Raw genomic sequence first — 25,061 nt, forward strand, 5'->3', positions numbered from 1 at the left:
GCTCACCACAACACCAACCCCAAGCCGTTCATCTGGACCAAGAGCGCTCGCGACATCTTGCAGAAAGTCATTCGCGCCAACCGCCGCTTAAGTTCCAAACAGAATGGAACACTGCACTAGCTTGGACAGGATGCCGATGGAGACCTTCCGTCTTCGACGCACCGATCTTGCCAGGCAGTTGCATAGGCGACCGTGATCGAGTCCTTATGGACGAGCCGACGCTTGAGTTCTCGATCCACTTTGCCGTCCTCGCGGTGCTGTTTCTACCAGCCTCCAGCCGTAGCGGTCACAAAGAAATCGAAGCCTTAGCGGGTGATTTGACTCCCAAGGATCACGCGTTGGCCACCTAGCTTGAAAACCGGCGCGCGGCCCCAGCCGCGCACCGACACCATTGATCAGAACCGGTGGCGCATCCCCAGGGCGACGCCGAATTGGTTGTGCTCACTCGGCGCGATCTGGTAGGCCGCGGCGGCGCCATTGTAGTTCTCGAAGTTCAGCGCAGCGTTCTTGGTATAGGCGGACGTGACGTAGAGATCCGTGCGCTTCGACAGCACGTAGTCCGCGATCAGGCTGACCTGCCAGGGATTGGCGGGGTTGCTGGTCATGCCCCCCGCGCCACGGAGCGTGCGGATGTTGTCGTAGTACGCCGCACCGATCAGTTCGAGCGCCGGCGTGGCCTGCCAGTGCAGCGCCAGCCACCACAGGTCGTCGCGGGCAACGGTGCCGGCAGCCTGCGCGCCGTTCGCCCCGTAGCGATATGCCGCCTGCGTGAACCACCGCGAAGCGATCTGGTAGCGCACGGCCACCGCGGCCTTGCGCGCCCGAGTGTAGTCCCCCGCTACCTTTGTGCTGTTGATATCGTCATAGGCGACCGCCACGCCGAACGGCCCGGCATGGTAGTCCGCGCCCGCACCGAAGCCGGAGCCGCCCTGCAGGCTGCCCGCCTGTTCACCGAAGCTCCAATGTAACTCCGTGCTCACCGGGCCGAAGTCACCGTGATACTTGACGAGGTTGTCCTCGCGCAGGTTCAACCCAGCGATGATCGGCACCGGTTCGTAGGAGGTGGCGTAGGCGGTAGGCGAATAGTTGGCCAGCGTCAGGAACAGCGATGTGTATTGCCTGCCAAAGGTCACCTGGTGCGAGCCCGCACCGAGTCCCACCCAGGCCTGGCGGCCGAACAGTCGCCCACCCTGCGTCGAGGTGCCGGTGTCGATGCTAAAGCCGCTTTCCAGGGCGAAGACGGCGCGCTTGCCGCCGCCCAGGTCTTCAACGCCACGCAGGCCCCAGCGGCTGGAAGAGAGACCGCCGGAGTTCAGGGCGAACCGGGATGCACCGCCGGGGCCGCTGGTCAGGTTGTGATTGGTGTATTCCACGTTGACGTCGGCCACCCCGTAGAGGGTAACGGAGGTCGGCGTCGCGGCGTGACCGGTGGCAGCCAGTGCCATCGTGGCGATGGCGATAGTACTGGACATTCTCATTGTGCGTCTCTCTTGATAACTATTGTTATTGAAGTGGCAAAAAAAATGCGACGCGCTTCCCGATGCCGAAGGGAAGCGGCCGCGCAGTCCGGGCCGCGCGCCGCGGGTATCTTCAGTGCTTGGCCACCCTGGTGCCCGGGGCCAATGTGCGCCGCCCCGCGCTGATCTCGTCCGATTGCGCTTCCAGCGCTTCCAGTGCGACGCTGTTGGTCTCCGGTCCCCACAGCCAGACGACGCCGGCCTGCAGCAAGAGCAGGACGGAGACCGCCACGGCAACCGCCGTGATGCCGCCGACCCCAAACAGCCACACCACGACATACGGCAGGCCGATGGACACGGCACGCCCGATGCCGCTGCACAGGCCCGTGCCGCGCGAACGCACCGCGGTAGGGAACAACTCGGCGACGTAGCCCGCGAAGACATAGGTCGCCAGCACGTAGACCGCGGTGAAGAGCAGGAACCCCAGGCCGGCGATGGCAACCGGCGAGGTCTGCATGGAGTACACCCAGCCCAGCAGCGCGGCCAACAGCGAGAAGCCCACGATGCCGCGGCGCCGGCCGATGTGGTCGGACAGCAACGCGGCTAGCAACGCCCCCGCCGGGCCGCCAGCCGACATGAAGAGCGAATACTCAAGCGACGTGCTCAGCGCGAGGCCCTGCTTGACGTACAACCCGGGCAGCCAGACCAGCAGGCCGTAGATCGCTACGTACTGCACGATATTGAGGAACATGCCCAGCAGCGTGCGCCTGCGGGCGGCGCCGGAGAAGAGTTCCGACAGCCCGGCGTCGGCCTGCCTCGCCGGCTGCTGCTCCACGCGTACTGGCGGCAGGCCGCCGGCGGGCGTGCAAAGGGCCTCGATCTTCCGGAGCACGGCATCCGCCTTGTCGAAGCGACCCTTCGACTCCAGCCAGCGCGGCGACTCCACCAGGCGCCAGCGCAGCACCCACATCACCAGCGCGCCGGCGCCGGCGATGGCAAACATCCAGCGCCACCCGCCCGCTTGCGGCAGCAGCAAATAGCCGCACAGCGCCGAGGCGAATACCGCGAGATTGGCAATGAACGCCAGCAAGCCGAGCCAGCGGCCGCGCCGGGCCGGCGGGATGAATTCGCTGAGCGTGGCGTAGCTGATGACGGCTTCGGCGCCAAGGCCGATCGCCGTGACGAAGCGCAGCACGACCATCGACTCGGGCGAGGAAGCCAGCGCCGTGCAAAGGGTGCCGACCGACACCACCGCCAGGTTGATCTGGTAGCAGACCTTGCGGCCGAAACGATCCCCCACGTAGCCGGCCAGCAGCGCGCCGACCACCAGCCCGGCGTAGGTTGCCGACACGATGTGCGCCGCCTGGTTCAGCGTGGCAAAGCCTTCCTTGACCAGCGCTCCCGTCACACCGGCCAACAGGTAGACGTCAAAGGCGTCGAAGAACAGGCCGCCGGCGATCAGCCAGAGCAGCCGGTAGTGAAACGTCCCAATCGGCAGCCGGTCCAGCCGTGGCCCGCTGGCGGCGCCAGCGCGATGGCCGGTGCCTCCCGCTACCTTGTCGTGCGATGACATGTTTGTCTCCCTTTCCCTTGTTGTAATGGTATGCAGCAGCCCCCGGCCGGTAGCGGTTGCGTGCGGCCGGGCCAGCCGAGTCAATAGAGCCCGTGCACGCGCGCATGCAGGCGGGACAATCCGAACAGTGCCGCCAGGTCCGGTGTCGGCACCGCCACATGCTGCCCAATCTCGATAACGGCACCCACCAGCGCGTCGAGTTCCACCGGCTTGCCGGATTCGACGTCCTGCAGCATCGAGGTGCGGAAGGCGCCGAGACGGCGCGTTACCGCATGGCGCGCCTCGGGGTCGGAGTCGACCTGCAGGCCGATCCGCCGCCCGATCTCCGCGGCCTCCAGCATGCAACGCGACATGAAACCGCGCACCAGCTCGTCGTCGAGGATGCGGTCGCCGGTGGCGCCAGTCATCGCCGAAATGGGGTTGACGGTCATGTTGCCCCACAGCTTGAACCAGATCTCGTGCTGGATGGAGGCCGCCTCCTCCACGTCGAATCCCGCCTGCCGCAGCAAGCCGACGATGGCGGACAAACGCGCACTACGCGTCGTGCCGGCCTGAGCGGGTTCGCCAACGATCAGACGGTTGCCCGCCACGTGCCGCACGGTGCCGGGGGCGGGCACGACGGCGGACAGGTGGGTGACGCAACCGACGACGCGCGCCGGATCGATGGCCTCCGCAATGCTCCCCTGCGGGTCTACGGCACGGACCCGCAGCGTGGACAGTTCCGGCGCCATACCATGAAAGAACCACCACGGGATGCCGTTCATGGCCGACAGCACGACGGTATCTGGCCCGAGCAGCGGGCCGATCTCCTGCGCCACCGCGCCCATCGCGGTCGTCTTGACGGCTATGATGACCAGATCCTGCACGCCCAGGTCGGCAGGCCGCGCCGCTACGCGGATCGGGGCCCGACGCATGGCCGGAGCCGCGTCGTTGCCGCTCGGCTCCTGCAGCATCAGTCCATCCCGGCTCACTGCTTCCAGCGTGGCGCCGCGCGCCACCGCGCTGACGGGAACGTCCGCCAGCGCCAGCCTCGCGGCCAGCAGGCCGCCGACGGCACCGAGCCCATAGATGCAGATCTTCATGACGGTACTCCCTGACGGTGTGTCGAGGCGTCAAGACCGGCCAGGCGCCTCAATGCGGCAAACACATCGGCGCCAGCGCCGTAGCGCTCGTCGAACTGCAAGGCATCGGCGCTGGCCTTGCGCCGGATGGCCTCCGGAATCGGCCGCGTGGGCCCCAGCGGGGCACCCGCGACCTGGATTTCACAGGCGCGCTGCAGCGTCCACAGGTAGCTGAAGGCCTGCGGCAGCGAAGTGCCCCAGGCCAGCAAGCCGTGGTTGCGCAGGATGACCGCCTGAGCCGAACCGATCGACCGCACCACTCGCGGCCCCTCGTCGGCGTGGACGGTCACGCCTTCGAAGTCGTGGTAGGCAAGGCGGTCGTGCAGTTGCGCCGCGTAGAAGTTGTCCATCGACAGCCCCGCGCTGCTGCATGCCACCGCACTGCCCGCCGTGGTGTGCGTATGCATGACGCAATGCGCATCCGGAATCCCGCGGTGAATCGCTGCGTGCAGGGTGAACCCCGCCGGGTTCACCGGCCATTGCGATTCGCCGACGATGTTGCCGTCCAGATCCACTTTGACCAGATTGGCCGCGGTGACCTCGCCGTAGTGCAGGCCGAACGGATTGATCAGGAAGTGCGGCTGCGGCCCCGGTACCCGCAACGTGATGTGGTTGTAGATCAGCTCGGTCCAGCCGAGCATGGCGAAGATGCGGTAGCACGCTGCAAGCTGCTCGCGCAGCTCACCTTCCGTGTGGGTGGTCATGCGCGCCCTCCTCGGTCGTCCAGCGGTTGCGTACAAACCAGCAGATCGCCCAGCGGCACGCCGCGGTCCATCTGCCCAATGACCTCATACAGCGCCGCCGCCTTGTCCTTGCCGATGGCGGCGTCGACCAGCAGCGAGAACTTCTGCCGCAACTCGTGCTCCGCGAGCATAGTGTCGGGCTCGCCACGCGGCGTCTCCACGAACGCGTGCCAGTGCTCGCCGTACCGGGTCCGGATGTCGACCACGCCGGAAAAGGCCTGCGGGAAATTGGCCTCGCAGCGCGCATCCTCGTACACGTCAATGCGCTGCATCAGGGCGCGGATCTCCGGGTCTTCCAGCGCAGGCTCGTAGTGGTCCCAGCCCATGCGCCCGTGCTTCAGGGCCACGGCCACGCACAGATGCGTGGAGAACTGGCAGTCGACCACGTTCTTCGGGTGGCGGCGGCGCTCCTGCGGCTCTCCCACCACGAATAGGCTGCGGCGCGCCATGCCCACGCGCACGGACTCGATCCGGTCAATGTCGATCTGATGCCGGGCATGCAGGGTCATCACCGCGTCCAGCGGGGCGTGAATGCCGCGGCAGCAGGGGTACGGCTTGATGCCGGACTGGAGGATTTCCCATACCGTTCCCAGCCCCTGCAGCGCCTGCTCGGGCTGGGGCGCCGGAGAGTAAGCGTTGAAGAAACCTTCGCGGCCTTCGAACGCCTCGGCGGCCCCCGTGTAGCCCCGGCGGGCTAGACAGGCCGCCAGCAGCCCGCCGGCGGCGGCGTTGCCGACATGGAAGCGCTTGGTCCAGGCGCCGTTGACCGCGAACTGGCCGGTGCCAGCAGATTCGCTCAGCGCCGTGCCGAAGGCATGCGCCATCTGCGCGGCATCGAGCCCGAGCACGTTGCCTGCCGCGGCAGTCGCGCCAAAGACGCCTGTCGTGGCGCTCAGGTGATAGCCGCGCTCGGAGTGCTTCAGCGGATTGACGCCCAGCGCCACGCGGATCATCACCTCGTATCCCGCCACGATGGCCGCGAGCAACTCGCGGCTGCCGGCGCCCACCATCTGCGCGGCCGCCAGGGCGGCGGGGATCACTGCGGCGCCGGGATGAAGCTGCGCCGGGGCATGGGTGTCGTCAAAATCCAGGCTATGCCCGGCGGCGCCGGCCAGCAGGGCCGCGGCCTGGGGCGTCCAGGCCTGCCCGCAACCCGGCACGCCTACCGCCCCGTGCTGTTGGTCGAGGTCGCGCAGGGTCTGCTTCAGCACAAGGGTGGAATCCAGCGTCTGCGCGCGCACGATGATGCCGGTCAGGTCCATAAAGAGCAGCTTGGCCCGTTGCACGACCTCCTGCGGCAGGTCCGTGAAGCGCAGCCCGGCGGCGAAGCGCGCCAGTTCCCCGGTGACGTCTGGCACCGTCTTGTCCGTCGTCGATGTCGTCATTCGAGGCTCCCCCTTCAAGCCGCTGCCTTGAGCGCAGGAATGCCGCGGCGCACGAAGGCGGCAAACGCGTCGGAAAGCTGCACGCTGTCCTGCAGGTTGATCCACATGCGCAGCAGAAAGCGCTTGCGGCCGTCGTCGTGGTCAATGTAGTTGGAGCGGGAGTGCAGCGTGATGTAGTTGTTGATGATCTGGATGTCGCCCGGCTCCAGCATCATGTCGATCCGCAGGTCTTCGCGGGTGCCGAGTTCGTGGACATAGTCGATCGCCGCCTGCTGCAGGTCCGTCAGGGGCACGCCGCGCTTTGCCGCCCCCGTCTCGATGATCTTCTTGGCGAATGCGCAGTTGATGCGGCCGTGGTTGTACTCGAACACCGGGATCGACGTCGCGGTGACCTCGTTGGGGTCCGCGTTGGGGCCATAGCCGCGGTAGTCGTGGTAAAAGCCCTCGTACAGCACGTCGAGGTATTCCGGATGGTTGCGCACGATCTCGTTGTGGATCGCGACGGAGCTGACGAGGCTACTCATACCGCCCTCCTTCGCCTTTTCCACGCACAGCAGCGCGACGACATCGGCGAGATCGGTGTGGGGATCGAGTAGTTGGTTCGTCGTGTTGTTGCGGCGGTTGGGATCATCGGTCTTCATGCCGAGGTCGGTCACCGGCGCGACGAAATCGCCCGCCACGTTGTGCGAGATGATCTGGCCGAGGTGAGTGCCGAGGCCCCAGTAGATGGTCTTCAGCTCGTCGAGCGCGTAGCGCTGGACCGGCAGCCCCTTGAGCAGCGCGAAACCGCGCCCGTCGCGGATCTGCTGGTCGATGGCGGCCAGCTTGGGCGCGAGCGTCGGCAGCGGAAAGTCGACCTTGCCGAAGGCGCCCCAGCTCAGGCCGGCCTGCTGCACGGCACGCAGGGCGGCGTCGATTTCGGCGCCCTCGGCGTCGGTAATCCGGTAGATCCAGGAAGTATCGTTCTGCAGCTCGGGGCCTTTCCAGGCGGTGGCGTCGGTGACGAGGTCACGGAGAATGGGCTTGTTCATGGCGGGAAGCGTAGATTTGGGAACTTGGGTCAGTCGAGCGGCGGCACTTCGATGTCCACCAGCGAGCCGAACTGCTGGCCGCCGAAGAGATCGGTGTCGGCGGGATCACCGCAGGTGACCAGGCGCGGCACGGTGACCTTGATGGCATTGCCGGGGGCGTAGTTGAAGAGCCTGACGGCAGCCTCGTCGACCTTGAAGAAGCGCGCCATCGCAGGCTTGTTGATGACGCCGCTGGCGACGACATGCTCGTAGCTGCGCTGGTCGGGAAACATGATGTCGAGCGTCAGTTGAAACGGCCCGGCATTCTTGGTGCGGATGAGCTTGGCGATATCTCGCAGGCGCGGCATGTCAGACCTCCTCATAGCGGATGGGGTGCAGTTCAAGCGGATGGTCCAGTTCCACCACGTGGTTCAGCACGAATTGATAGGCTTCGCCCAGGCTCCAGAAGTGGGGGGCGATGGGAAACGCGAGGTTGGAGAGCAAGCCCTCCCACTGCGGGACCGAGTGGTGCAGCACCATGTGCGCCGCCTGCCCGGCAATCGCGTAGGCAACCTCCTGGGTCTGCGCCAGCGAGACCATCAGCAGGCCGACCTCGTTGCCGATGCGCTCCGGATACGGCTCACGGTCGCCGAGCACGCCGTTCTTGCCGTAGATCTTGTAGTCGATACGGTACTGGCCTCGGATCGACGGACCGAAGACGCCCTCCACGTTCTCGGCGATATGCGCCTTCAGGCCGTCGAACCAGCCTTCGAACTGCTCGAGAATGACCGGATCCCGCACGCCGCCCAGCACCATCGCCCGGTAGCCGATCTTGCGAGCGCCCTCCAGCTTGACCGTATAGGGCCGGGGGTGGAACCTGCTGCCGGTCACGCGCACCATGCGGTCGGTGACCGCCTCGTACTTCGCCTCGGTCAGGTCCATCTCGCCGCCGGGTTCGAGCATCCGGTAAGGATCGGCTGTCTCGTACAGCGCGTGCGCCGCGACGCTCAGCGGCGAGCATTGCTGCGTCGGGCTGACCGGCTCGAGCGTGAAATGCTCATCGGTGATGGTGCAGATCATGCCTTCGGGCTTGTCCATCTTGACCACCGACGCCCCGCCGCACTCCATGATCTTGGCGGCGTGCCAGGCCAGCCCCGCGGGAAAGCCCCGCGCCACCGGGATGGCGGCGAAGATCGCGGCATCGGTGGAGCGGCCCGCAAGCACGACGTCCGCGCCGCCTTCCAAGGCGGCAACGTAGGCTTCCGCGCCCATCATCGCGACGATGTGGTCGGCCTCCTGCAAGACTTCCTCGTCGAGGGGCGGGGCCGGATCGAGCGCGCGGATCTTGCCCTCACGATACTTGCGCAGCAGCAGTTCGCGAGGCGGCTCGGACTCGATGATCGCCACGCGGAAGCGCAACCCCTCTTCCTGCGCGATCTCGCGCACGATCTCGCGCACCCAGTTGAGGTTCCAGTTGCCGCCGCTGCCGCCGCACGAGCCGATCAGCAAGGGCACGTCGATGGAGCGGACGCCGGTGATGAGAATGCGCAGGTCGCGTTTGACCGCCGCCCGCGAGAAGAACGGTTTGTTGCCGCCTAGATTAGCGGGACCGCCGTCGGTAGACCCCGCGTCACAGCCGATGAACGCGAGGTCGGGCGACAGCGCTGCGCGGAAATGATCTTCCGAAAAACCGACGCCGAGAACGCCGGTGGGCGACAGGTACCGGATCTGTCGTGTCATGAGAGGTGCCTCCGGATATAAATCATCTGTTATCAATATCAAATGTTAATGATAAATCAAAAAAAATGCACAATGCTGCTCCTAACCGATCGCACAAGGGGACAGCGTGCAACCAGAGAGCCATGCAGCACGTGCTGGAAGTTGATAGAATGGTATCACTAACAAACGTTACCGATATCAGTGGTTACCCTGGCCCACCCAGCGCCGGGGCACAGAGCACAATCGCGAGGCTTCACCGCCAGCATATAACGTGAACATGAACAAGCCTATTTCGAAGACAACTACAGTCAGCACAGCCATCCGCGCCATGGGCGACGAGGATGCCAAGCGTGACCGGGCACGCCCATCCGTCCTGATGCCGGACATGGTGGGATTTCGACTACTGAAGCTGTCGAACCTGATCAGCCGCCCATTCTTCTCCGACTTCGCGCGGCAGCATGAACTCTCTTTGAATGAGTGGCGTGCGATCGTGGTGTTGGCCGGCCAGCCCGGAAGCGCTGCCCAAGACATTGCCGCGGCGACCGGCCTGCATCCCATGAACGTCAGTCGTGCCGTCATCAACTTGCGCAAGGCCGGTTTGGTCGAAGAGGCGCGCGATCCGGAGAATCACCGCCGCGTTCTCTTGTGGCTGACCCGCACCGGCAAACACAAATTTGACGAGATCTCTCCTCGGGCCGAAGGCGACGCACGACGACTGATCAACGCGCTCACCGAAGAGGAGGTAGCCGTCTTCAGTACCCTAGTCGACAAGCTGATCGCGCGAGCAGAGGAGATGGCGGCACAGGAGCAGTAGCCCTTTACAGCGCACGATACAGGCACGACGGCAGCAGGCCTGTACGACCTTGGCCTACCCGTCGGCCACTTGTTTGCTGATTAACTCGACGGGGTTGACGGCTGTAATCTTCGGAACCGGTCGTTGCAGTCGCCGCCCTAGTCTGAATGGCGGCTTAGGGCCCGAGAGCGGCCGAGCGAAAGGCGGTCGCCCCGAGCCGGGCCCAATTGGGCCGAGCAGCAGCCCGGACAGGGCACATGCCATGCCCAGTCGATGGCACATCACACCAGCACCCTGGGCGACTTTCACGACCGTGACCATGAGCCAATCATGAAATGATCTGTTCCAACGTTTGCCCCTTATGGTTCGCCTTGGTCAGTCCCATTGCTGCCAGGGTGCCGAGAACGCTGGCCAGGAGGGTTGCGAGAGGCCGCGACGACGAAGCGATGTACCTGTTCTTTGCAAAGCTCGGATTGGCGAATACCTATATCGGGCTGGTCCCTGGCCTCGCGGCACTTGGCGCGCCGTTTGAATCGGTCTCGAAGTAGGAAAGACAAAGCGCGACCTGCAGAAATGGACGCCGTTTCAAGTGGCCAGCCGAATCTGGAAGCAGCGCCAAGCGCCAGTTCGCCGATCGTTGAAAGCCGATCAATCGATCGTGATACCTGTTGCCTTCACTGCCGGAGCCCACTGCGCTAGCCCGTCTGCCGTGCGCTTGGCCAGCTCTTCCGGTGTGCCTGGTCTCGGCTCATATCCCATCGCTCTGAGCCGTTCCCGCACTTCGCGCATGGCCAGCACCTTGTGCAACGCGTCGTTCCATGCGATCACGACCCGGCGAGGCGTATTCGCCGGCGCATACATGCCATTAAAACCCGCACCAGTGCATTTGGCGCAACCGAGTTCGTGGAAGGTCGGAACCTCCGGCACCTGCGTCGCGCGCTCCGCCGAGGACACAGCCAGGATACGGATCTTCCCGGATCGATGGTATTCAATCATGCTGCCAAGCAGGCCATCGATACCAGCACTGACCTGGCCACCAATAAGATTGGTCATCAGTGGGGGGGCCCCTGGGAACGGGACGTCGACAAATGGAATACCCCATGTCTTCGCAAGCATCAACCCGAACAGATGATGCGGACTGCCGATGGCAGAATAGCCGATGGCTGCGCCGCCGGGCTGCTTCGCCGCCCAATCCTTGTATTCGCCCAACCTCTTGAATGGTGATTGCGACGCAGTGAAAAACGCGAAATAGTACTCGGCGACCGTACTGATTGGCGTTAGATCTTTCTGCGGATCGTAGCTGAGCTTCCTCGCCATCAGCGGATAGAACACCGTGAGCGCGTCCGGACCTAGCATCACCACGCTGCCATCGGCTGGCGAGCCTTTAAGGCTGGCGACGGCGACGCGACCGCCGGCGCCTGGCCGGTTTTCCACTAGCACCGGCCGCTTGAGTTCGTCCTTGAGCTTGTCGGCAAGCACGCGGGCCAGCACGTCGAAGGGTCCGCCGGCGGAAAAGCCGACGATGATCTTCGCCGGCTGTACGCCGGACTGGGCCCGCGCCGTTCCGGGAACCACCATCGTCCCGGCCGACAGCAACACGGCTGCGGCCGCAAGTGCATGGCCGCAGGCAGTTCGAGGTATTGCGCGCATCATGTCTCCTTTGTGATCTTTCGCTCGGTATTTGATAGCGGCGTTATGAGCGCCATCCCCAGGTCAGAGTGCGCGAGTTACCGCGCACGCTATCCGAGTCCTCTCAGGTGCGCTCTGTCACTACTCAAGCGTTGAGCAGATCGAGTGCCACATCCACGATCATGTCTTCCTGCCCGCCCACCATCCGCCGGCGCCCCAACTCGACCAGCACGTCAACGGTCTTGAGGCCGTACTTCTTCGCTGCCGCCTCGCTGTGGCGCAGGAAGCTGGAATAGACGCCGGCATAGCCCAACGCCAGCGTCTCGCGGTCAACGCGCACCGGCCGGTCCTGCAGCGGACGCACGATATCGTCGGCTGCATCCATCAGCTTGTACAGGTCGCAGCCGTGGTTCCACCCCATGCGCTCCGCCGCCGCGATAAAGACTTCCAGGGGCGCATTGCCGGCGCCAGCACCCATGCCGGCAAGGCTGGCGTCAACGCGGTCGCAGCCCTCCTCCACCGCCACGATGCTGTTGGCCACACCCAGGCTCAGGTTGTGGTGGGCATGCATGCCGGTCTGCGTCTCCGGCTTCAGCACATCCTTGAAGGCGCGGAAGCGGTCGCGGACATCATTCATGGTCAGCGCGCCGCCCGAATCCACCACATAGCAACAAGTGGCGCCGTAGCCTTCCATCAACTTGGCCTGCGCGGCGAGGTCCTGCGGTGTGGTCATGTGGCTCATCATCAGGAAGCCGACCGCCTCCATGCCCAGGTGACGGGCATACTCGATATGCTGCCGCGAGACGTCCGCCTCGGTGCAATGCGTGGCCACGCGAACAATGCGCGCGCCGGCGTTATAGGCATCCTTAAGGTCGTGGACCGTGCCGATTCCGGGCAGCAGCAAGGTGGCGATCCTGGCGTGCTTGACTACGCTGGCAGCCGCTTCGATCCATTCCAGATCGCTGTGGGCGCCGAACCCGTAGTTGAAGCTCGATCCTTGCAGGCCGTCGCCATGAGCCACTTCGATCGAATCGACCTTGGCGTCATCCAGCGCTTTGGCGATTTGCCGCGCCTGCTCCACGCTGTATTGATGGCGGATCGCGTGGCTGCCGTCGCGCAGCGTCACATCGGAAATGTAGATCTTCTTTTGGCCATGCATGGCAGGTACTCCTTATCGTGGCAGTGGGTCAGGCTGCGGCGCGTTGCGCAAGCGTGGCGCCAGCCATCCGCTCCGCGATGGTCAGCGCGGCGCTGGTCATGATGTCGAGGTTGCCGGCATAGGCCGGCAGATAGTGGGCCGCGCCTTCCACCTCCAGGAACACCGAGGTCTTGAGCCCGCTCACCCGGCCCACGCCTGGCACCACCAGCGGCGCGTCCGCCGGGATACGGTCGAACTGCACCTTCTGCTTGAGGCGATAGCCGGGCACATACTGCTGCACCGCGGCAGCCATGGCTTCGATCGACGCGGCGATGGCATTCTCTTCCGCCATTTCGCTCAGGCAATACACCGTGTCGCGCATGATCAGCGGCGGCTCGGCGGGATTGAGCACGATGATGGCCTTGCCCTTCCCGGCCCCGCCAATCGCTTCGATCGCCTTCGAAGTCGTCTCGGTGAACTCGTCGATATTGGCGCGCGTGCCGGGGCCCGCGCTCTTGCTGGAAATGCTGGCCACGATCTCGGCATACAGCACCGGCGCCACGCGCGATACTGCAGCCACCATGGGAATGGTGGCCTGCCCGCCGCAGGTGACCATATTGACGTTATGCGCGTCGAGGTGGGCGTCGCCGTTGACCACCGGGATGCAGTACGGGCCGATTGCCGCCGGTGTCAGGTCGATCATGCGCAGCGACGGGCGCAGCCCGCGCAGGTACGCGTCGTTCTTCACGTGCGCGCCGGCGCTGGTGGCATCGAACACGATGTCGATGTCGCTGAACACCGGCAGGCGCGTCAGGCCTTCCACACCTTCATGGGTGGTCGCCACACCAAGGCGCGCGGCGCGTGCTAGGCCATCGGATGCAGGGTCGATGCCCACCATCGCGCCCAGTTCGATATGCGCGCCGTGGCGCAGGATCTTGATCATCAGATCCGTGCCGATGTTTCCGGAACCAATAATGGCGGCTTTGAGCCTGTATGTGGTTTGCATTTATTTGCGCTCCCGCAAAAATCAAGAAAATCGCACAGAACAGCCGCCGACGCCACCAATCGACACGTGGAGACTGTCGCCGGACTGGACGGGTACCATCGCGGCAAGGGAACCGGAAAGGACAATTTCGCCAGCCTGCAACGGCATACCCAGTCTTCCCATCGTGTTGGCCAGCCAGGCAACTGCATTTGCCGGGGAGTTCAACGCGGCAGCGCCTGCACCGGTCGCAACGACGCTGCCATTGCGCTCCAGTACCATTCCGCAGGTTCGCAAGTCGAGCGCGCGCGGATCCACCAATTGGCTACCGAGCACGAACAACCCACACGACGCGTTGTCAGCCACGGTGTCCTGGATCTTGATCTTCCAGTCCCGTATCCGCGAATCGACGATCTCGAAGCAGGCCATCACGCCCTCGGTCGCACGTAACACGTCAGCGACCGAAATACCCGGCCCGCACAGGTCATGCTTGAGAACAAACGCGATTTCCCCTTCGGCCTTCGGTTGAATAAGACGGCGCATGTCGATGGCATCACCCTCCGGCACAAGCATCTTGTCAAGCAGGAATCCGAAGTCAGGCTGATCCACGCCCAGCATAGCCATCACAGCCTCGCTGGTCACGCCGACCTTCTTTCCGATCACGCGGGCACCCTGGGCTCGTTCGAGCTCAATCACGTGTTGCTGGATGCGATATGCGTCTTCGATTGTCAAGTCTGGATACCGCGATGAGATCGGATCGACCACCGTACCGCTGCTCACGGCCCGGAAGAGCTCGTCACCCAGGGAAGCAATCAGAGAAGTTTGCATGGAATGCTGTCTCAATGAGGAATGATGAAACTGGAGTTTTGGTTGGCGTCATTACGCGCGGCATCGGTCCCCGGCGACGTCGGTCGCAGCACGAAGCACGCGATGGCGGGAACCAGCACAAGCGCGCCGATCATGTTCACGAGGAACATGAAAGCCAGCAGGATGCCCATGTCCGCCTGGAACTTGATCGGCGAGAATACCCAAGTCAGCACGCACAGCGAGAGCGTAATGCCGGTGAACACCACGACTCGGCCAGTGAAATTCAATGCATGGTAGTACGCCTGCGCGAGAGTTGCACCCTGCCGCAACCCGCTCATCGTCACCGAAAGGTTGTATAGCGCGTAGTCCACCCCGATGCCCACCCCAAGCGCTACTACCGGCAGCGTCGCCACCTTGACGCCCATGCCGAGCCAGACCATCAGAGCTTCCACCAGCACCGAAGTCAGCATCAGTGGCAGCACCGTGCAGACCACGGCGCGCCACGAGCGGAAGGCGATGAAACACAGCAGAATCACGGCGCCATACACCCACAGCAGCATCTTGTGGTTGGCGTCCTCCACCACGATATTGGTAGCAGCCTCGATGCCGGCATTGCCCGCGGCCAGCAGAATCTGCGTATCCTGGCTCGGGTGCCGGGTGCGGAAATCCTCCACGGCAGCGACCACCGCTGCGAGCGTCTCTGCTTTGTGGTCGCGCAGGTAGACATAGACCGACAGCAGGTCGCAGGTCGGATTAAATAGCTCGCGGGGTGCCCTTGCAGCGCCGGCATTGATGAGTTCCTGGTTGGCGATCAGGTCAGCCCATTTTGGATTGCCTTCGTTCATCCCCACCATCGATTGGCGAGTCAACGACGCCAGGGATTGTGTTCCCTCCACGCCCGGCACCTCCCGCAGCCGCAACTCAAGCGTATCGACCATCTGCAATCGCTGGTATTGCGCACATTGGCCGGGTGGGGTCTTGACCATCACCACGAACACATCACTGCTCGCGCGATAGTTTTGCACCACGAACGCGTTGTCACGGTTATACATCGACCCCGCGCGCAACTCCGGTGCACCTGCGTCCAGGTCCCCGATGCGCAGATGCCGGGCGGCGCCGAAAGCGAGAATGCCAAACACAGCCGCCAACAAGATGACAATCGTCGCTGCCCTGCCTCGCGTCAGCCCTGCCAGCATGGTCCAAACCGACCGCGTCCGCGCCATCGTGCTATCACGCTGCAACGCCCTCTGCGCGGCCCGTTCCGACACCCCCGTGTACGACAGCAGGATCGGCAGCAACGCGAGATTGGTAAACACCAGAATCGCTACGCCAAGGCTGGCGATCACCGCGAGCTCGCGAATGACCGGCACGTCCACCAAGCCCAGAATCGCAAAGCCAACCGCATCCGCGAGCAAGGCAGTGACCCCGGCGACGAACAGGCGCCGAAAGGTGTAGCGCGCCGCGATCAGCTTGTGCGTGCCGCGCGCGATGTCTTGCAGTATGCCGTTCATCTTCTGTGCAGCGTGGCTAACGCCGACGGCGTACACCAGGAACGGAATCAGGATCGAATAGGGATTGAACTCGTAGCCTAGTAGCGGAAGCAGTCCGAGTAGCCAGATAATGCCCGTCAGCGTGCAACCGATCACCAGGGCACTGCTACGCCAGCAGCGCGTGAAAAAGAATAGCGTCAGAGAGGTGATGGCGATGGCTGCGCCGAAGAAGCCGAGCATCACGCGCAAGCCGCCAATCAGGTCACCCATCACCTTGGCAAAGCCTACGATGCGTATCTTCACGCCCTTTCCGTCATACTTTTCTCGCAACGTATCCAGCCGAGCGGAAAGTGCCCCGTAGTCGAGCTGCCGCCCTGTGTCATGATCAATGTCCAACAACGGCAGATACACGATGCTGGAGCGGAAGTCCGGCGCCACCAGTTGCCCGATCTCCCCGGACCGCTCAACGTTAGCGCGCAGCGCGGCGATGCTTTCTGGGGAGCCATCGTAGTTGTCCGGGACCACCGGGCCGCCGTCGAATCCGTCTTCGGTCACCCCCGTCCAACGTGTGGCAGGCGTCCATAGCGACTTCATGTATGCCCGGTCCACGCCGGGCAGCAGATACAGATCGTCACTAAGCTGCCGCAGCACATCCAGGTAGGCCGCGTCGTAGATGGTGTCACCGCGCGTCTCTACTGCGATGCGCACGGCGTTGGAGGTGCCCTGCAAATCCTTGGCGTGTCCGAGATAGTTAACGACAAACGGATGATGCGTCGGGATCGTCTTCAGGAAGCTTGCATTCAGCCGCAGGCCGGTCGCGCCCATACCCAGTGCGACGGTCAGAACCAGGCAGACCGAGATCCACGCAATACGATGGTTGAAGAGGAGCCGTTCGAGAAGACCGCCAGAATTCCGGTCAAACTTCGAAATATCGTCGATTGGAGGAAATTCTGGGGTAAGCACACTATCTGACGCGTGGTTCATGTCAATCCTTCGGTACTGAGAGGGGAGCTTATGAGGCCGAGCGAAGGTTCACGTGACTGGCGCCACGTTGGCCTACTACGACCAGTACGCCACTTGACTCCTCCACCACTGCAATAATCGGGATAGGGTTGTCTGCTACCGTGGCCTGGAACTGGCGTCCACCGTCCGTGCTGCGCCAAGCGCCGCCCGCCTCGTCGAACAGCAGAATCGCGCCATTGCGCCGCACTGCGCCACCGAACAGCGAGCGCTGCGTGGGGATCTGGCTCTTGCCCCAGTCATCACCGCCATTTGCCGAAACGAATGCGTTCCCGCGTAGGCCTGCGGCAACCAGCTCTCCGCTCTTTCCTCTCTGAAGAGTAAAGAGCGTGCCCTTATACGGAATACTCAGACGCGCGAAGCTTTCGCCGCGATTGCGGGAGCGAAAGACACCACCCGCTTCACCAGCGATGAGCACCTCCGGACCGCTACTCGTGATCGCGTAGAGATGCGAACGCTCCAACCCGGGCAAGGCTGCACCGGCGGGCTCCCAGTTCTCACCGCCATCGTCTGTCGAAAAGAAGAGTCCGTAGGCGCCAACCGCAAAGCCACGCTGCGCGTCCACAAAATGCACGGCCAGAAAAGGCTTATCTGCGCCATCCGCTATGAAGCGCTCGGCATTCCTGCGGGCGGCAGCATCGGCACCGCCGGCGCGCGCATATAGCTTGCGCGCGGCCGTCACGCCATCAAGCTGACGGGTCCAGGTCTGCCCCGCATCCACCGTGCGCAGGATCACGCCGCCATGGCCAACCGCCCAGCCCTTGCTGGCATCTATGAAGGCAAGGTCCGTCAGTGTCACGTCCACCGGCACGGCGGCACCGCGCCACCGGTGCCCGCCGTCGTCAGACAACAAGATATGTCCCCGCTCGCCGCACGCTACCAGGCGCGGCCCCGCCTGGGCGATTGCGGTGAGCAGGGAACGCGCGGCAAGCTCGGCGGGGTCGTTACTAACGGCTGCCGGCGATGTGGCAGACGCAGCCATCGGCATGGAGGCCGTCAACGCCAGCGCCTTGAGAAAGTGACGGCGTTTTTCTGAAAAGGAGGACATGGACATGGGGAATCCGTAAAGGGCTACCTGCCTCCGCAAAGGCAGGCAGCATTGGCGATGGCTAGCGCGCCTGGTTGCTCACAAGGGCATCGGGCGTAAAGTAGCTGTCGGCGCGGTAGGGCACCGCCTTGTACTGTTCGTCGAAATCGCCCATCGAGCAGCGATAGAGCCACGCGCCGGTCTGCAGGTTGAAGAACGCATCGGTGCACATCGTCACCACGGCAGGCAACTCGGGAGCAACGAAGGGCAACATCAGGTCCGTTCGCCAGATCTTGCCCTGGGCATCCCAGCCGTCCATCACGGAGGTCGCCCAGGTATCCTCGTCGTGGTACGAGATCCGGCGCGGCACAGCGTGCCGTTTTCCGGCTTTCAGCGTCGCCTCCACCACCCATACGCGGTGCAGTTCCCAGCGAAGATTCTCCGGCTTCAGATGGTTCTTCGCCATCGCTTCGGCATCGCTGATTGTCAGCAAGCGGTTGGTGTTGTACGGGATGTACATCTCCTTCTTTCCGAGCAGCTTCAGGTCGTAGCGCTCTGAAGAACCGACACCCCCGAAAGCTTCATCAAAAAAGCTGGTGCCCGATGCTACGAAGTCCGGCGTATCGAAGCCAATATTGGGCGCGCGACGCACGCGCCGCTGCCCGGCAAGGTATTGCCAGATCATCCTGCCGTCGGAGAAGTCGTTCTGGTCGCGCAGCAACAAAGCCTCACCCGCGCGGAACGCCGGAGCGTCCGTGGACTGAATCGACTGCCAGAACATGCCATCGTGCTTTGAACCGTCCCCGGCTGGCTCGCGATAGTAGGGAAATTGATCGTTCACCGTAGCCTGCGTCGCCAGCACCGACTGGCCACTTGGGGTATTCGCCCACACCTTGTAGCGCATGTCGATCGATTGCCCGCGCCAGCGCGTGAGGTGATTCCAGCGGACCTCCTCTCCACTCTTTGGGATCGGAAACGGCACACCGCCATAGGCGCCTTCGACAGCCAGTCCGTCCTTAGACAGCTTGGCTTGGGTAGCGTTGCGCAAGGTATTGTTGTAGAGCCATTGCGGGGCGGCCGCCGTGCGGCGGGTCGGATAGACATTGATGCGGAAAGTTTCGGGATAGCGCTGGAACAGCGCCATCACCCCTTCGCTCAGATGTTCCGAGTATTTGGATGCATTGGCAGCAGTGATCGTGAACAGCGGCTTGTCAGCCGCGAACGGATCGACACGACGGCCTTCGCTCTTCTGAGCGCCAGACCCGGCGGTATAGCCGCCCGTCCAGGCGGGAATGGTTCCTTCCTTGTTGCCGGCGCGTTCCGCGCCCAGCGGCGTCAGTGTCGTCTTGAGAGTGGCGGCCTCCTGCGGCGACACCGCGCCGATGGACAACGCGGGCACCGTCGCCAGGAGGCCGAGCGCCACCGCCAGGATGCGATGAATGGGGTTTTTCATGGTGAAGGGTTCCTAGATGGTGCGTGAGAGGGTGAAGGAGACAAAATCACGATCCTTCAGCGTCTGTCCGAATGTGAGTGTTCCAGCCGGCGTGGTCAGCGGGGCCGCGCCTCCGTAGTAATGTGTGTAGTTCAGTCCAATCTTCCACACCTTCAGATACTCCCCATTGACACCGATGCTGAGGTCCCCGCCGTGGTAGGCACCGCCGCCAAAGCCGGCCACGGCCGACGAACGTCCGAAAGGGCTGTAACCGATGCCAATCGGGACACTGATATCGAGCCCTTCCATTACCTGAAAATACGACGGTTCCAGCACGACACGTAGCGCGGCCGCGTCACGCGTGGTATTGGCATCCAACGCCGCGGCGTTGCGGTCAATGCTTAACCGCCTATTCCACGCCACCTCCCCGATCAGGTTCGCGGAGGCCCACAGCGGTGAGCGGGGCAGCACCGTGATCACTGACAACTGCGCATGTGCGGTGGAACCCACCGGATACAGCGGATTGCCGCTGTTATCCGCAGCCGTGTTACCAGCCACAACCTGCGGGTCACCCACCAGTGGTGCATTGCGGCGTATGGATATTTCGCCGCCGACATTGGCCTCGCCAACGGTAGTCGAGAAGCTCGCGCCGAAGGTACGGATGTTCTCCGGAAACACCAGGTTGTACTGCCCGATCTGGTCCACCGGCGAGGTTGATCCCACGCCCGCGCCGGGGCGTAAGTAGACCTGGAAGTTCTTGTCGTGGTAGCGCGCGAAATAAAGTCCGAAGTCGGTATCGATCGCGTCTACCCGGTAGCGCAGTTGCAAACCGCCTTGGCCGCTGTTCCTCGCCTCCTGATCGCGCCCCCGGTAGAAGGAGGCGATCGGTCCGGCCGCTCCTTCCGCCGCGATGATGCGCTCGCCGCCGGCATCAGCCATGTCCGCGTTGCTGAAATAACTGCCGGCCGCGGGCACGCGCGTGCGCCTCCACTCGAGCTGATAATAGCCACCGAGTGAAAATCCGTGGGGCAATTGCATCTGCCCCGACACCTGATTGACAGGACGCAGCAACTCCTTGAACTGCGTGTTGGGCACTGAAAGCGCCTTGATGGCATCGATCGGCGCCTGCGCGGCGGCAATGCCGTTGTTGCCAAAGAACAGGCTTTCGCCGTATAGAAAAGCGTGCCGGCCCAAGCGCAGGCTGGACCGGGTTTCGCCCAAGTCAAACTTGCCGAACACGAAGGCATCGAGCAGTTCCGCCTTTTGTCCATGCAGCGTCTGCGTTGCATCCGTGAAGTGGTTGAACGGCACGCTGATCGAGTTCGCCGTGGAGGGCGAATCATTGTCGTTATGCCGGTTGTAGATCGAGTCATACCACGCGGCACCACTGACTCGCGCGCCGAAGTTGCGGTAGGTCAGATCGAATTCGCTCAACCAGTCGAGCCTGTTAGAAATCAGGCCGCGGGAGAAATTGCGGTCACCGTCGTCATAGTTCGCGTTGCTGGTCAGCGTTGATGATGATTCTTTCACGCGGACCGCCGCACTGTACTTGAATGTGTTATCCCAGCGTAGCTTGGCTTCGGGAGCTAAATCCATCTCGAATGCGCCCACACGCGATGCTCCCGTTGCACCGATCAAGAGCAAAGCTGCTGCGCAGGCCCTTGTCGGGCGATATCTCTTTCTCTTTCTTTCCATCATGTCTCCTCCTCGCTTCTTAGGGGAATACAGCCACGCCGGTCATTTGCCGGCGCGTTTGCCCTGCGGCTTCCGTTAGGCCGGTAGTGGGTCACGCGAATAGAACAGTGGCGGGAGCGGCTGCCCGAGCAGATAGCCACCAAGGATGCCGGCAGTGTCGTCAGCGTTTTGAGTGATATGGTTGGCCGCCGCGAGTGTGTCACGCAGGATGCGCTGCATCGGGTTGTCGAGGAAAATCCCCCGCGCCGACAGCGCCTTGAACAGCAACAGCACCGCTTCCTCGCACTCCCGGCCGACGCGTGCGATGTCGAGCATGCTTGGAACGCGCTCGTCAAGCGGAACAAGCTCACGCCGCTCCACGTAGCGAGTGGTTTCTTGCATCATATTCAGGATTCTTGCCCGCGATGAACGCACGCGCGCCACGGCGTTCCCCAACCGGTCCTTGACGTACGGGCTCAAACTGGCCTTGCCGCCGCCCGTGGTATCGCGGCGCGTCTGCATTTGCTCGATGAACACATCGACGGCGCCCTGCGCCATGCCGTTGATCACGGAGGACACCGCAGCGTAGAAGATCTGCGAGAACGGATAGAGGTACATCTCTCCGCGCTCGCTCATGCTGTAGTCCGCGAGGCTGTGCGCACGGTGGAAGGGTACAAAAGCCTCACGCACCACCAGGCTCTTGCTACCGGTGCCGGCCAGACCGAATGTGTGCCAGTCATCAATGATGCTGTAGTCTTTGCGCGGCACCAGCAACGAGAGGCGATCGACGGGCTGCTTGTTCTCGTCGAGCAGCATCTGCCCCAGGAAAGCCCACTGGCCATGGTCCGTGCCACTAGACGTATGCCATGTGCCGCTGATGACATAACCACCATCTACCTTACGGTACGTGCCGAACGGAGGATAAGACGATGCGACGATTACTGAGTCGTCCTTGCCCCAAACCTCGTCGCCCGCGCGCGGATCGAGATGGCCGAATTCCCAGTTGTGAATGCCCAGGATCATCATGTTCCAGGCACTGCTGCAGCAGCCCCGGCCCAGCTCCATCAGCACTTTGAAAAAGACCGCGGGATTCATCTCGTAGCCGCCCCATCGGCGGGGCTGCAGGATACGAAAGAAGCCAGCCTCCTTAAACTGCTCAATGATGTCAGCAGGCACCATGCGCTCGCGTTCGACCTCTGCCGCTCGGCGGCGCAACATCGGAATCAGCGCCCTAGCGCGTGCCACAAGCTCTTCCTCCGTGGGTACCACGTTGACTACGACTTCTTTCAATGCTGTTTTCATGTTCTCCTCCTTGAATAGGATTGCGGTCATCCTGGCATCAGTTCAGACGATGCGCGCGAAGCTCCCGCCGAAGTACAGTAGCGGCTTGCCGTCTTCGGCAGGGACCACCACTTCCACAACTTCACACAGGAAGACCGTGTGCGTTGCTGCCGGAATCACGTCCTTAACCCGGCAGCCGAAGGACACCAGCGAACCATCCAGCATCGGTATGCCGAGCTTTCCGTCACGCCAGTCCCCATTGGCGAAACGATCCTCGCCCGCGACATCGATCACCATGCCAGCGAAACGCTTGGCAATGTTCTCCTGCGCTTCCGATAGAACATTCACGCTGAGCAATCCCGACTGCGCGATGATCTCGTGTGCTCGCACTGAACGGTTCACGCACACCAGCAGTTGAGCAGGCTCTGCACTGACCGAGCAGACCGCGGTGGCGGTAAGTCCGGCACGGCGCCCGACGCTGCACGATGCGATTACCGAGCATGCGCCGGCCAGATGGCGCATGCCAGCGCGAAACTTCGGCGGATCGATATAGCTAGTCAGACAGCCCGGCTCATCGGCTTCGACTAGCTGCCGCAACTGCCTCGGCGCGAGCGACTGAAGCGGAGATGGCGATCCCATCAAATCCTCCCGGTGGAGAGGAACGAGCGCATCACCGAGTTGAACTCGTCGGGTTGTTCATACTGCGGCCAGTGCGCCGCGTCCCCCTTCAATACGTAGAGCGAACCGCGCTGCAGGTGGGGCAGGGCCGCCTCGGCCGCCGCCACGTCATGGATGGGGTTGTACCGGGTCCACAGCAGCAGCGTTTCACACTGCAGCTTCTCCAGGTCAATCATGTCCATGCGCTGACTGTCATCGTTGGCCTTGCGCATCAGCCTGCCGAACACGAGCGGCGCGCTCTTTTGAAAGTCCTCGCGCGAATAGAAGGCCAGACGGCTATCGATCAGTTCGTCGTCCAGAAGATTCCAGTTGCCTTCATAGATGAGCCACTGCATGCGAGCTCGCACACTTTCGCGCGTAGGCGCCTTGCCAAAATTGCGCGCACTCAGTTCCGCCAGATGCTGCAGGTCCCGTTTTCCCTGTTCGGAGACGATGGGAATGCCACCGGACGTATTGAGCACCATCCGCAGAACGCGCTGAGGGTACTTGCAACCGAAGAAGCCCGACACCACGCCGCCGAGCGACTCGCCCGAAATATGCGCGCGCTCGATGCCGAGCGCGTCCATCAGTTCGCGCAACTGTTCGACGTAGTCGTCAATGCTGTAGCCGATGTCCGTTTTCTTTTCGGACAAACCGTGGCCCACGTAGTCGAAAGCGATGACGTGGTAGCGGTCCGCCAGCGCTGTAACGTTCTTCGCATAGGCCTCCAGGTGCCCACCGATGCCGTGCATCAGAATCAGGGCCTCCGCATTGCCTTTGCCTGCTTCCGCGATGCGAGTGCGTCCAAAGCGGGGGGTTTCGATATAGCGAATCTCTGCGCCTAGCAGGTCAATCCAGATACTCATTTCATCCTCCAAGGTGAAATTTTTAAAACAGCACTCCCCACCGCCACTGAGGCAGCAAGTTGCACATAAGGGGTTGGAATGGCCGGCTGCGCCGGCTGTGTCAATTCAGGCGGGCGCTTGCGGCGAGCGCTTGTGCCCCCAATCACTCATCTTCGAGTAGCTGACTACTCGCCAATTTGCCTCGTCGATCACGACACCACCGTGGCCGAGTTCGATCGCGAATCCCGATGGGGTGTGGACATAAAAGGAGAACGTGCGGTCGTTGGGATGGCGGCCGAGATGCAGTGCGATCGGCAGGCCGGCTGCGACGCAGCGGTCATAGGCCAGGCCGACATCGTCCATTTCCCTGACCTGGACCATCAGGTGATTCAGGCGCTTCTGGCCCGGAATGGCAGCCGTAGCAAGCGAGTGGTGGCGACCAGTCTTCGTGTGAAAAAAGGTCGCGTCCACGACGACGCCGGGCGCCCGCTCCTCGCGAATATAGTCGCTGACTTTCAAGCCCAGCGTATCGTGATAGAAGGCCACCGATTCGCGGTAATCACGCGCTGACGTGAGAATATGCCCAATCCCCAGCGGACCAGTCTCGAAACCCGTACCGATCAATGCATGCGAGCGAAACGGCTCTGTCATGGGCGCCAATTCTGGGCCGAAATAGAAGGCGTGGCGGTAGCCAACCGGATCGGTGCAATAGTAGAGTTTCTCGACGCGTCGCACTGCGCAATAGTCCGAATCCGCCTGGCTCACTTTTATGCCACGCTCACGCAGCAGCACGGCATAGCGGTCCAACTCATCCTCCGTCGCAAACTCCCATCCGGCTTCCAGGATATCGTCCTCGCCACTCTGCTCTAACACGATGCGTTGCGCATAGTCGTCCATGCGAAGCACTAGCGAACGGCCCGTCTCGCGCCGGTCCACTTGGAAGCCGATCAGATTCCTTGCGAAGTCAGCCCATGCACCCAGATCGCTTACGCCAAGGATTAGATATCCCAGGCTTGAAATTTCAGCAGTCATGTCTCCCACTCCTTGATGGGCTCTCGCCCAATCTTTTATCCCTCTCGTGAATCGTCTACTGCTCTCTCGCCCATTCACTTTGGCGTGCACCGCTTGCGCAGCGCAGTTGCGATTCTGATGAAGCGCTATCCCTGTAGAGCAATCGGCGTGCCAGCCATGCGAACGCGATGGACGAGCTCCACGGCGATGCCCGCAAATCCGCCTGGCATCTGGTTCCACGGGAGGTGTCCGCCTTTTTCATTCGCT

The 25,061-nt window shown here is 62.9% G+C and carries 22 protein-coding genes and 1 pseudogene; 3 read left to right on the forward strand and 20 right to left on the reverse strand.

The features are described from left to right. Nucleotides 1-206 precede the first annotated feature (206 nt). Nucleotides 207-350 carry a hypothetical protein gene (locus tag DN412_RS43565; RefSeq protein WP_161564068.1) on the forward strand — a complete coding sequence of 48 codons (144 nt, stop codon included), beginning with the start codon at nucleotides 207-209 and terminating at the stop codon, nucleotides 348-350. A 45-nt stretch (nucleotides 351-395) separates the two neighbouring features. On the opposite strand, the gene DN412_RS30530 is transcribed toward DN412_RS43565, so the two are convergent. The 8 genes from DN412_RS30530 to DN412_RS30565 form a co-directional block, all read right to left on the reverse strand. Continuing rightward, the gene (locus DN412_RS30530) at nucleotides 396-1,472 is read right to left on the reverse strand and encodes a porin (protein ID WP_115214980.1); all 1,077 of its coding nucleotides are present in this window, start codon (nucleotides 1,470-1,472) and stop codon (nucleotides 396-398) included. A 118-nt stretch (nucleotides 1,473-1,590) separates the two neighbouring features. Continuing rightward, nucleotides 1,591-3,030 carry an MFS transporter gene (locus DN412_RS30535; RefSeq protein WP_115214981.1) on the reverse strand — a complete coding sequence of 480 codons (1,440 nt, stop codon included), beginning with the start codon at nucleotides 3,028-3,030 and terminating at the stop codon, nucleotides 1,591-1,593. 80 nt (nucleotides 3,031-3,110) lie between these two features. Then, on the reverse strand, nucleotides 3,111-4,112 hold the full coding sequence (locus DN412_RS30540) for a 2-dehydropantoate 2-reductase (RefSeq protein ID WP_115214982.1): 1,002 nt from the start codon (nucleotides 4,110-4,112) through the stop codon (nucleotides 3,111-3,113). Next, the gene (locus DN412_RS30545; protein WP_115214983.1) at nucleotides 4,109-4,855 is read right to left on the reverse strand and encodes a class II aldolase/adducin family protein; all 747 of its coding nucleotides are present in this window, start codon (nucleotides 4,853-4,855) and stop codon (nucleotides 4,109-4,111) included. The genes DN412_RS30540 and DN412_RS30545 overlap by 4 nt, the downstream gene beginning before the upstream one ends. After that, complete coding sequence (locus tag DN412_RS30550; protein ID WP_115214984.1) at nucleotides 4,852-6,279, reverse strand: MmgE/PrpD family protein; 1,428 nt, start codon at nucleotides 6,277-6,279, stop codon at nucleotides 4,852-4,854. Before DN412_RS30550 ends, DN412_RS30545 begins: the two co-directional genes overlap by 4 nt. Nucleotides 6,280-6,293: 14 nt before the next feature. Then, nucleotides 6,294-7,310 (reverse strand): TauD/TfdA family dioxygenase, encoded by a 1,017-nt coding sequence (locus tag DN412_RS30555; RefSeq protein ID WP_115214985.1) that lies wholly within the window; start codon nucleotides 7,308-7,310, stop codon nucleotides 6,294-6,296. A gap of 29 nt (nucleotides 7,311-7,339) precedes the next feature. Next, complete coding sequence (locus DN412_RS30560) at nucleotides 7,340-7,657, reverse strand: DUF4387 domain-containing protein (protein WP_161564069.1); 318 nt, start codon at nucleotides 7,655-7,657, stop codon at nucleotides 7,340-7,342. 1 nt (nucleotide 7,658) lies between these two features. Further along, the gene (locus tag DN412_RS30565) at nucleotides 7,659-9,029 is read right to left on the reverse strand and encodes an acyclic terpene utilization AtuA family protein (RefSeq protein ID WP_115214987.1); all 1,371 of its coding nucleotides are present in this window, start codon (nucleotides 9,027-9,029) and stop codon (nucleotides 7,659-7,661) included. A 256-nt stretch (nucleotides 9,030-9,285) separates the two neighbouring features. Here DN412_RS30565 and DN412_RS30570 point away from each other — a divergent pair, with 256 nt between their 5' ends. Both DN412_RS30570 and DN412_RS30575 read left to right on the forward strand, forming a co-directional pair. Then, on the forward strand, nucleotides 9,286-9,822 hold the full coding sequence (locus DN412_RS30570) for a MarR family winged helix-turn-helix transcriptional regulator (RefSeq protein WP_115214988.1): 537 nt from the start codon (nucleotides 9,286-9,288) through the stop codon (nucleotides 9,820-9,822). Nucleotides 9,823-10,247: 425 nt separating this feature from the next. Continuing rightward, nucleotides 10,248-10,331: pseudogene (locus DN412_RS30575) on the forward strand (ABC transporter permease); the annotation flags it as partial. A 118-nt stretch (nucleotides 10,332-10,449) separates the two neighbouring features. On the opposite strand, the gene DN412_RS30580 reads toward DN412_RS30575, so the two are convergent. The 12 genes from DN412_RS30580 to DN412_RS30635 form a co-directional block, all read right to left on the reverse strand. Continuing rightward, nucleotides 10,450-11,454, reverse strand: a complete 1,005-nt coding sequence (locus DN412_RS30580) for a tripartite tricarboxylate transporter substrate-binding protein (protein ID WP_244222836.1) — start codon at nucleotides 11,452-11,454, stop codon at nucleotides 10,450-10,452. Between the two features lie 121 nt (nucleotides 11,455-11,575). Then, entirely contained in the window at nucleotides 11,576-12,589 is a 1,014-nt protein-coding gene (gene dmpG, locus DN412_RS30585) for a 4-hydroxy-2-oxovalerate aldolase (RefSeq protein WP_115214989.1), read from the reverse strand. 28 nt (nucleotides 12,590-12,617) lie between these two features. Then, nucleotides 12,618-13,574 (reverse strand): acetaldehyde dehydrogenase (acetylating), encoded by a 957-nt coding sequence (locus DN412_RS30590; protein ID WP_115214990.1) that lies wholly within the window; start codon nucleotides 13,572-13,574, stop codon nucleotides 12,618-12,620. A 21-nt stretch (nucleotides 13,575-13,595) separates the two neighbouring features. Further along, entirely contained in the window at nucleotides 13,596-14,378 is a 783-nt protein-coding gene (gene dmpE / locus DN412_RS30595; protein ID WP_115214991.1) for a 2-oxopent-4-enoate hydratase, read from the reverse strand. A gap of 11 nt (nucleotides 14,379-14,389) precedes the next feature. After that, nucleotides 14,390-16,831, reverse strand: a complete 2,442-nt coding sequence (locus DN412_RS30600; protein WP_115214992.1) for an efflux RND transporter permease subunit — start codon at nucleotides 16,829-16,831, stop codon at nucleotides 14,390-14,392. Between the two features lie 28 nt (nucleotides 16,832-16,859). Then, nucleotides 16,860-17,921, reverse strand: a complete 1,062-nt coding sequence (locus DN412_RS30605; protein WP_115214993.1) for a WD40/YVTN/BNR-like repeat-containing protein — start codon at nucleotides 17,919-17,921, stop codon at nucleotides 16,860-16,862. A 55-nt stretch (nucleotides 17,922-17,976) separates the two neighbouring features. Beyond that, nucleotides 17,977-19,347 carry a DUF1329 domain-containing protein gene (locus DN412_RS30610; protein WP_115214994.1) on the reverse strand — a complete coding sequence of 457 codons (1,371 nt, stop codon included), beginning with the start codon at nucleotides 19,345-19,347 and terminating at the stop codon, nucleotides 17,977-17,979. 12 nt (nucleotides 19,348-19,359) lie between these two features. Next, nucleotides 19,360-21,024, reverse strand: coding sequence for a DUF1302 domain-containing protein (locus tag DN412_RS30615; RefSeq protein WP_208647686.1), 1,665 nt, complete (start codon nucleotides 21,022-21,024; stop codon nucleotides 19,360-19,362). A 72-nt stretch (nucleotides 21,025-21,096) separates the two neighbouring features. Then, nucleotides 21,097-22,302 (reverse strand): acyl-CoA dehydrogenase family protein, encoded by a 1,206-nt coding sequence (locus DN412_RS30620; RefSeq protein WP_115215018.1) that lies wholly within the window; start codon nucleotides 22,300-22,302, stop codon nucleotides 21,097-21,099. A gap of 42 nt (nucleotides 22,303-22,344) precedes the next feature. Further along, a complete protein-coding gene (locus DN412_RS30625; RefSeq protein WP_115214996.1) occupies nucleotides 22,345-22,920 on the reverse strand; it encodes a flavin reductase family protein in 576 nt (191 codons plus the stop codon). Further along, nucleotides 22,920-23,804, reverse strand: a complete 885-nt coding sequence (locus DN412_RS30630) for an alpha/beta fold hydrolase (protein WP_115214997.1) — start codon at nucleotides 23,802-23,804, stop codon at nucleotides 22,920-22,922. Before DN412_RS30630 ends, DN412_RS30625 begins: the two co-directional genes overlap by 1 nt. Nucleotides 23,805-23,909: 105 nt before the next feature. After that, nucleotides 23,910-24,815, reverse strand: coding sequence for a VOC family protein (locus DN412_RS30635; protein ID WP_115214998.1), 906 nt, complete (start codon nucleotides 24,813-24,815; stop codon nucleotides 23,910-23,912). Between the last annotated feature and the right edge of the window lie 246 nt (nucleotides 24,816-25,061).

The organism is Cupriavidus lacunae, from assembly GCF_003353055.1.
Classification (GTDB): Bacteria; Pseudomonadota; Gammaproteobacteria; order Burkholderiales; family Burkholderiaceae; genus Cupriavidus; species Cupriavidus lacunae.

Coding starts and splice junctions, on each gene's coding strand:
- DN412_RS43565 (WP_161564068.1), top strand. CDS start 207: ATGGACGAGCCGACGCTTGAGTTCTCGATCCACTTTGCCGTCCTCGCG.
- DN412_RS30530 (WP_115214980.1), bottom strand. CDS start 1,472: ATGTCCAGTACTATCGCCATCGCCACGATGGCACTGGCTGCCACCGGT.
- DN412_RS30535 (WP_115214981.1), bottom strand. CDS start 3,030: ATGTCATCGCACGACAAGGTAGCGGGAGGCACCGGCCATCGCGCTGGC.
- DN412_RS30540 (WP_115214982.1), bottom strand. CDS start 4,112: ATGAAGATCTGCATCTATGGGCTCGGTGCCGTCGGCGGCCTGCTGGCC.
- DN412_RS30545 (WP_115214983.1), bottom strand. CDS start 4,855: ATGACCACCCACACGGAAGGTGAGCTGCGCGAGCAGCTTGCAGCGTGC.
- DN412_RS30550 (WP_115214984.1), bottom strand. CDS start 6,279: ATGACGACATCGACGACGGACAAGACGGTGCCAGACGTCACCGGGGAA.
- DN412_RS30555 (WP_115214985.1), bottom strand. CDS start 7,310: ATGAACAAGCCCATTCTCCGTGACCTCGTCACCGACGCCACCGCCTGG.
- DN412_RS30560 (WP_161564069.1), bottom strand. CDS start 7,657: ATGCCGCGCCTGCGAGATATCGCCAAGCTCATCCGCACCAAGAATGCC.
- DN412_RS30565 (WP_115214987.1), bottom strand. CDS start 9,029: ATGACACGACAGATCCGGTACCTGTCGCCCACCGGCGTTCTCGGCGTC.
- DN412_RS30570 (WP_115214988.1), top strand. CDS start 9,286: ATGAACAAGCCTATTTCGAAGACAACTACAGTCAGCACAGCCATCCGC.
- DN412_RS30580 (WP_244222836.1), bottom strand. CDS start 11,454: ATGATGCGCGCAATACCTCGAACTGCCTGCGGCCATGCACTTGCGGCC.
- dmpG (WP_115214989.1), bottom strand. CDS start 12,589: ATGCATGGCCAAAAGAAGATCTACATTTCCGATGTGACGCTGCGCGAC.
- DN412_RS30590 (WP_115214990.1), bottom strand. CDS start 13,574: ATGCAAACCACATACAGGCTCAAAGCCGCCATTATTGGTTCCGGAAAC.
- dmpE (WP_115214991.1), bottom strand. CDS start 14,378: ATGCAAACTTCTCTGATTGCTTCCCTGGGTGACGAGCTCTTCCGGGCC.
- DN412_RS30600 (WP_115214992.1), bottom strand. CDS start 16,831: ATGAACCACGCGTCAGATAGTGTGCTTACCCCAGAATTTCCTCCAATC.
- DN412_RS30605 (WP_115214993.1), bottom strand. CDS start 17,921: ATGTCCATGTCCTCCTTTTCAGAAAAACGCCGTCACTTTCTCAAGGCG.
- DN412_RS30610 (WP_115214994.1), bottom strand. CDS start 19,347: ATGAAAAACCCCATTCATCGCATCCTGGCGGTGGCGCTCGGCCTCCTG.
- DN412_RS30615 (WP_208647686.1), bottom strand. CDS start 21,024: ATGATGGAAAGAAAGAGAAAGAGATATCGCCCGACAAGGGCCTGCGCA.
- DN412_RS30620 (WP_115215018.1), bottom strand. CDS start 22,302: ATGAAAACAGCATTGAAAGAAGTCGTAGTCAACGTGGTACCCACGGAG.
- DN412_RS30625 (WP_115214996.1), bottom strand. CDS start 22,920: ATGGGATCGCCATCTCCGCTTCAGTCGCTCGCGCCGAGGCAGTTGCGG.
- DN412_RS30630 (WP_115214997.1), bottom strand. CDS start 23,804: ATGAGTATCTGGATTGACCTGCTAGGCGCAGAGATTCGCTATATCGAA.
- DN412_RS30635 (WP_115214998.1), bottom strand. CDS start 24,815: ATGACTGCTGAAATTTCAAGCCTGGGATATCTAATCCTTGGCGTAAGC.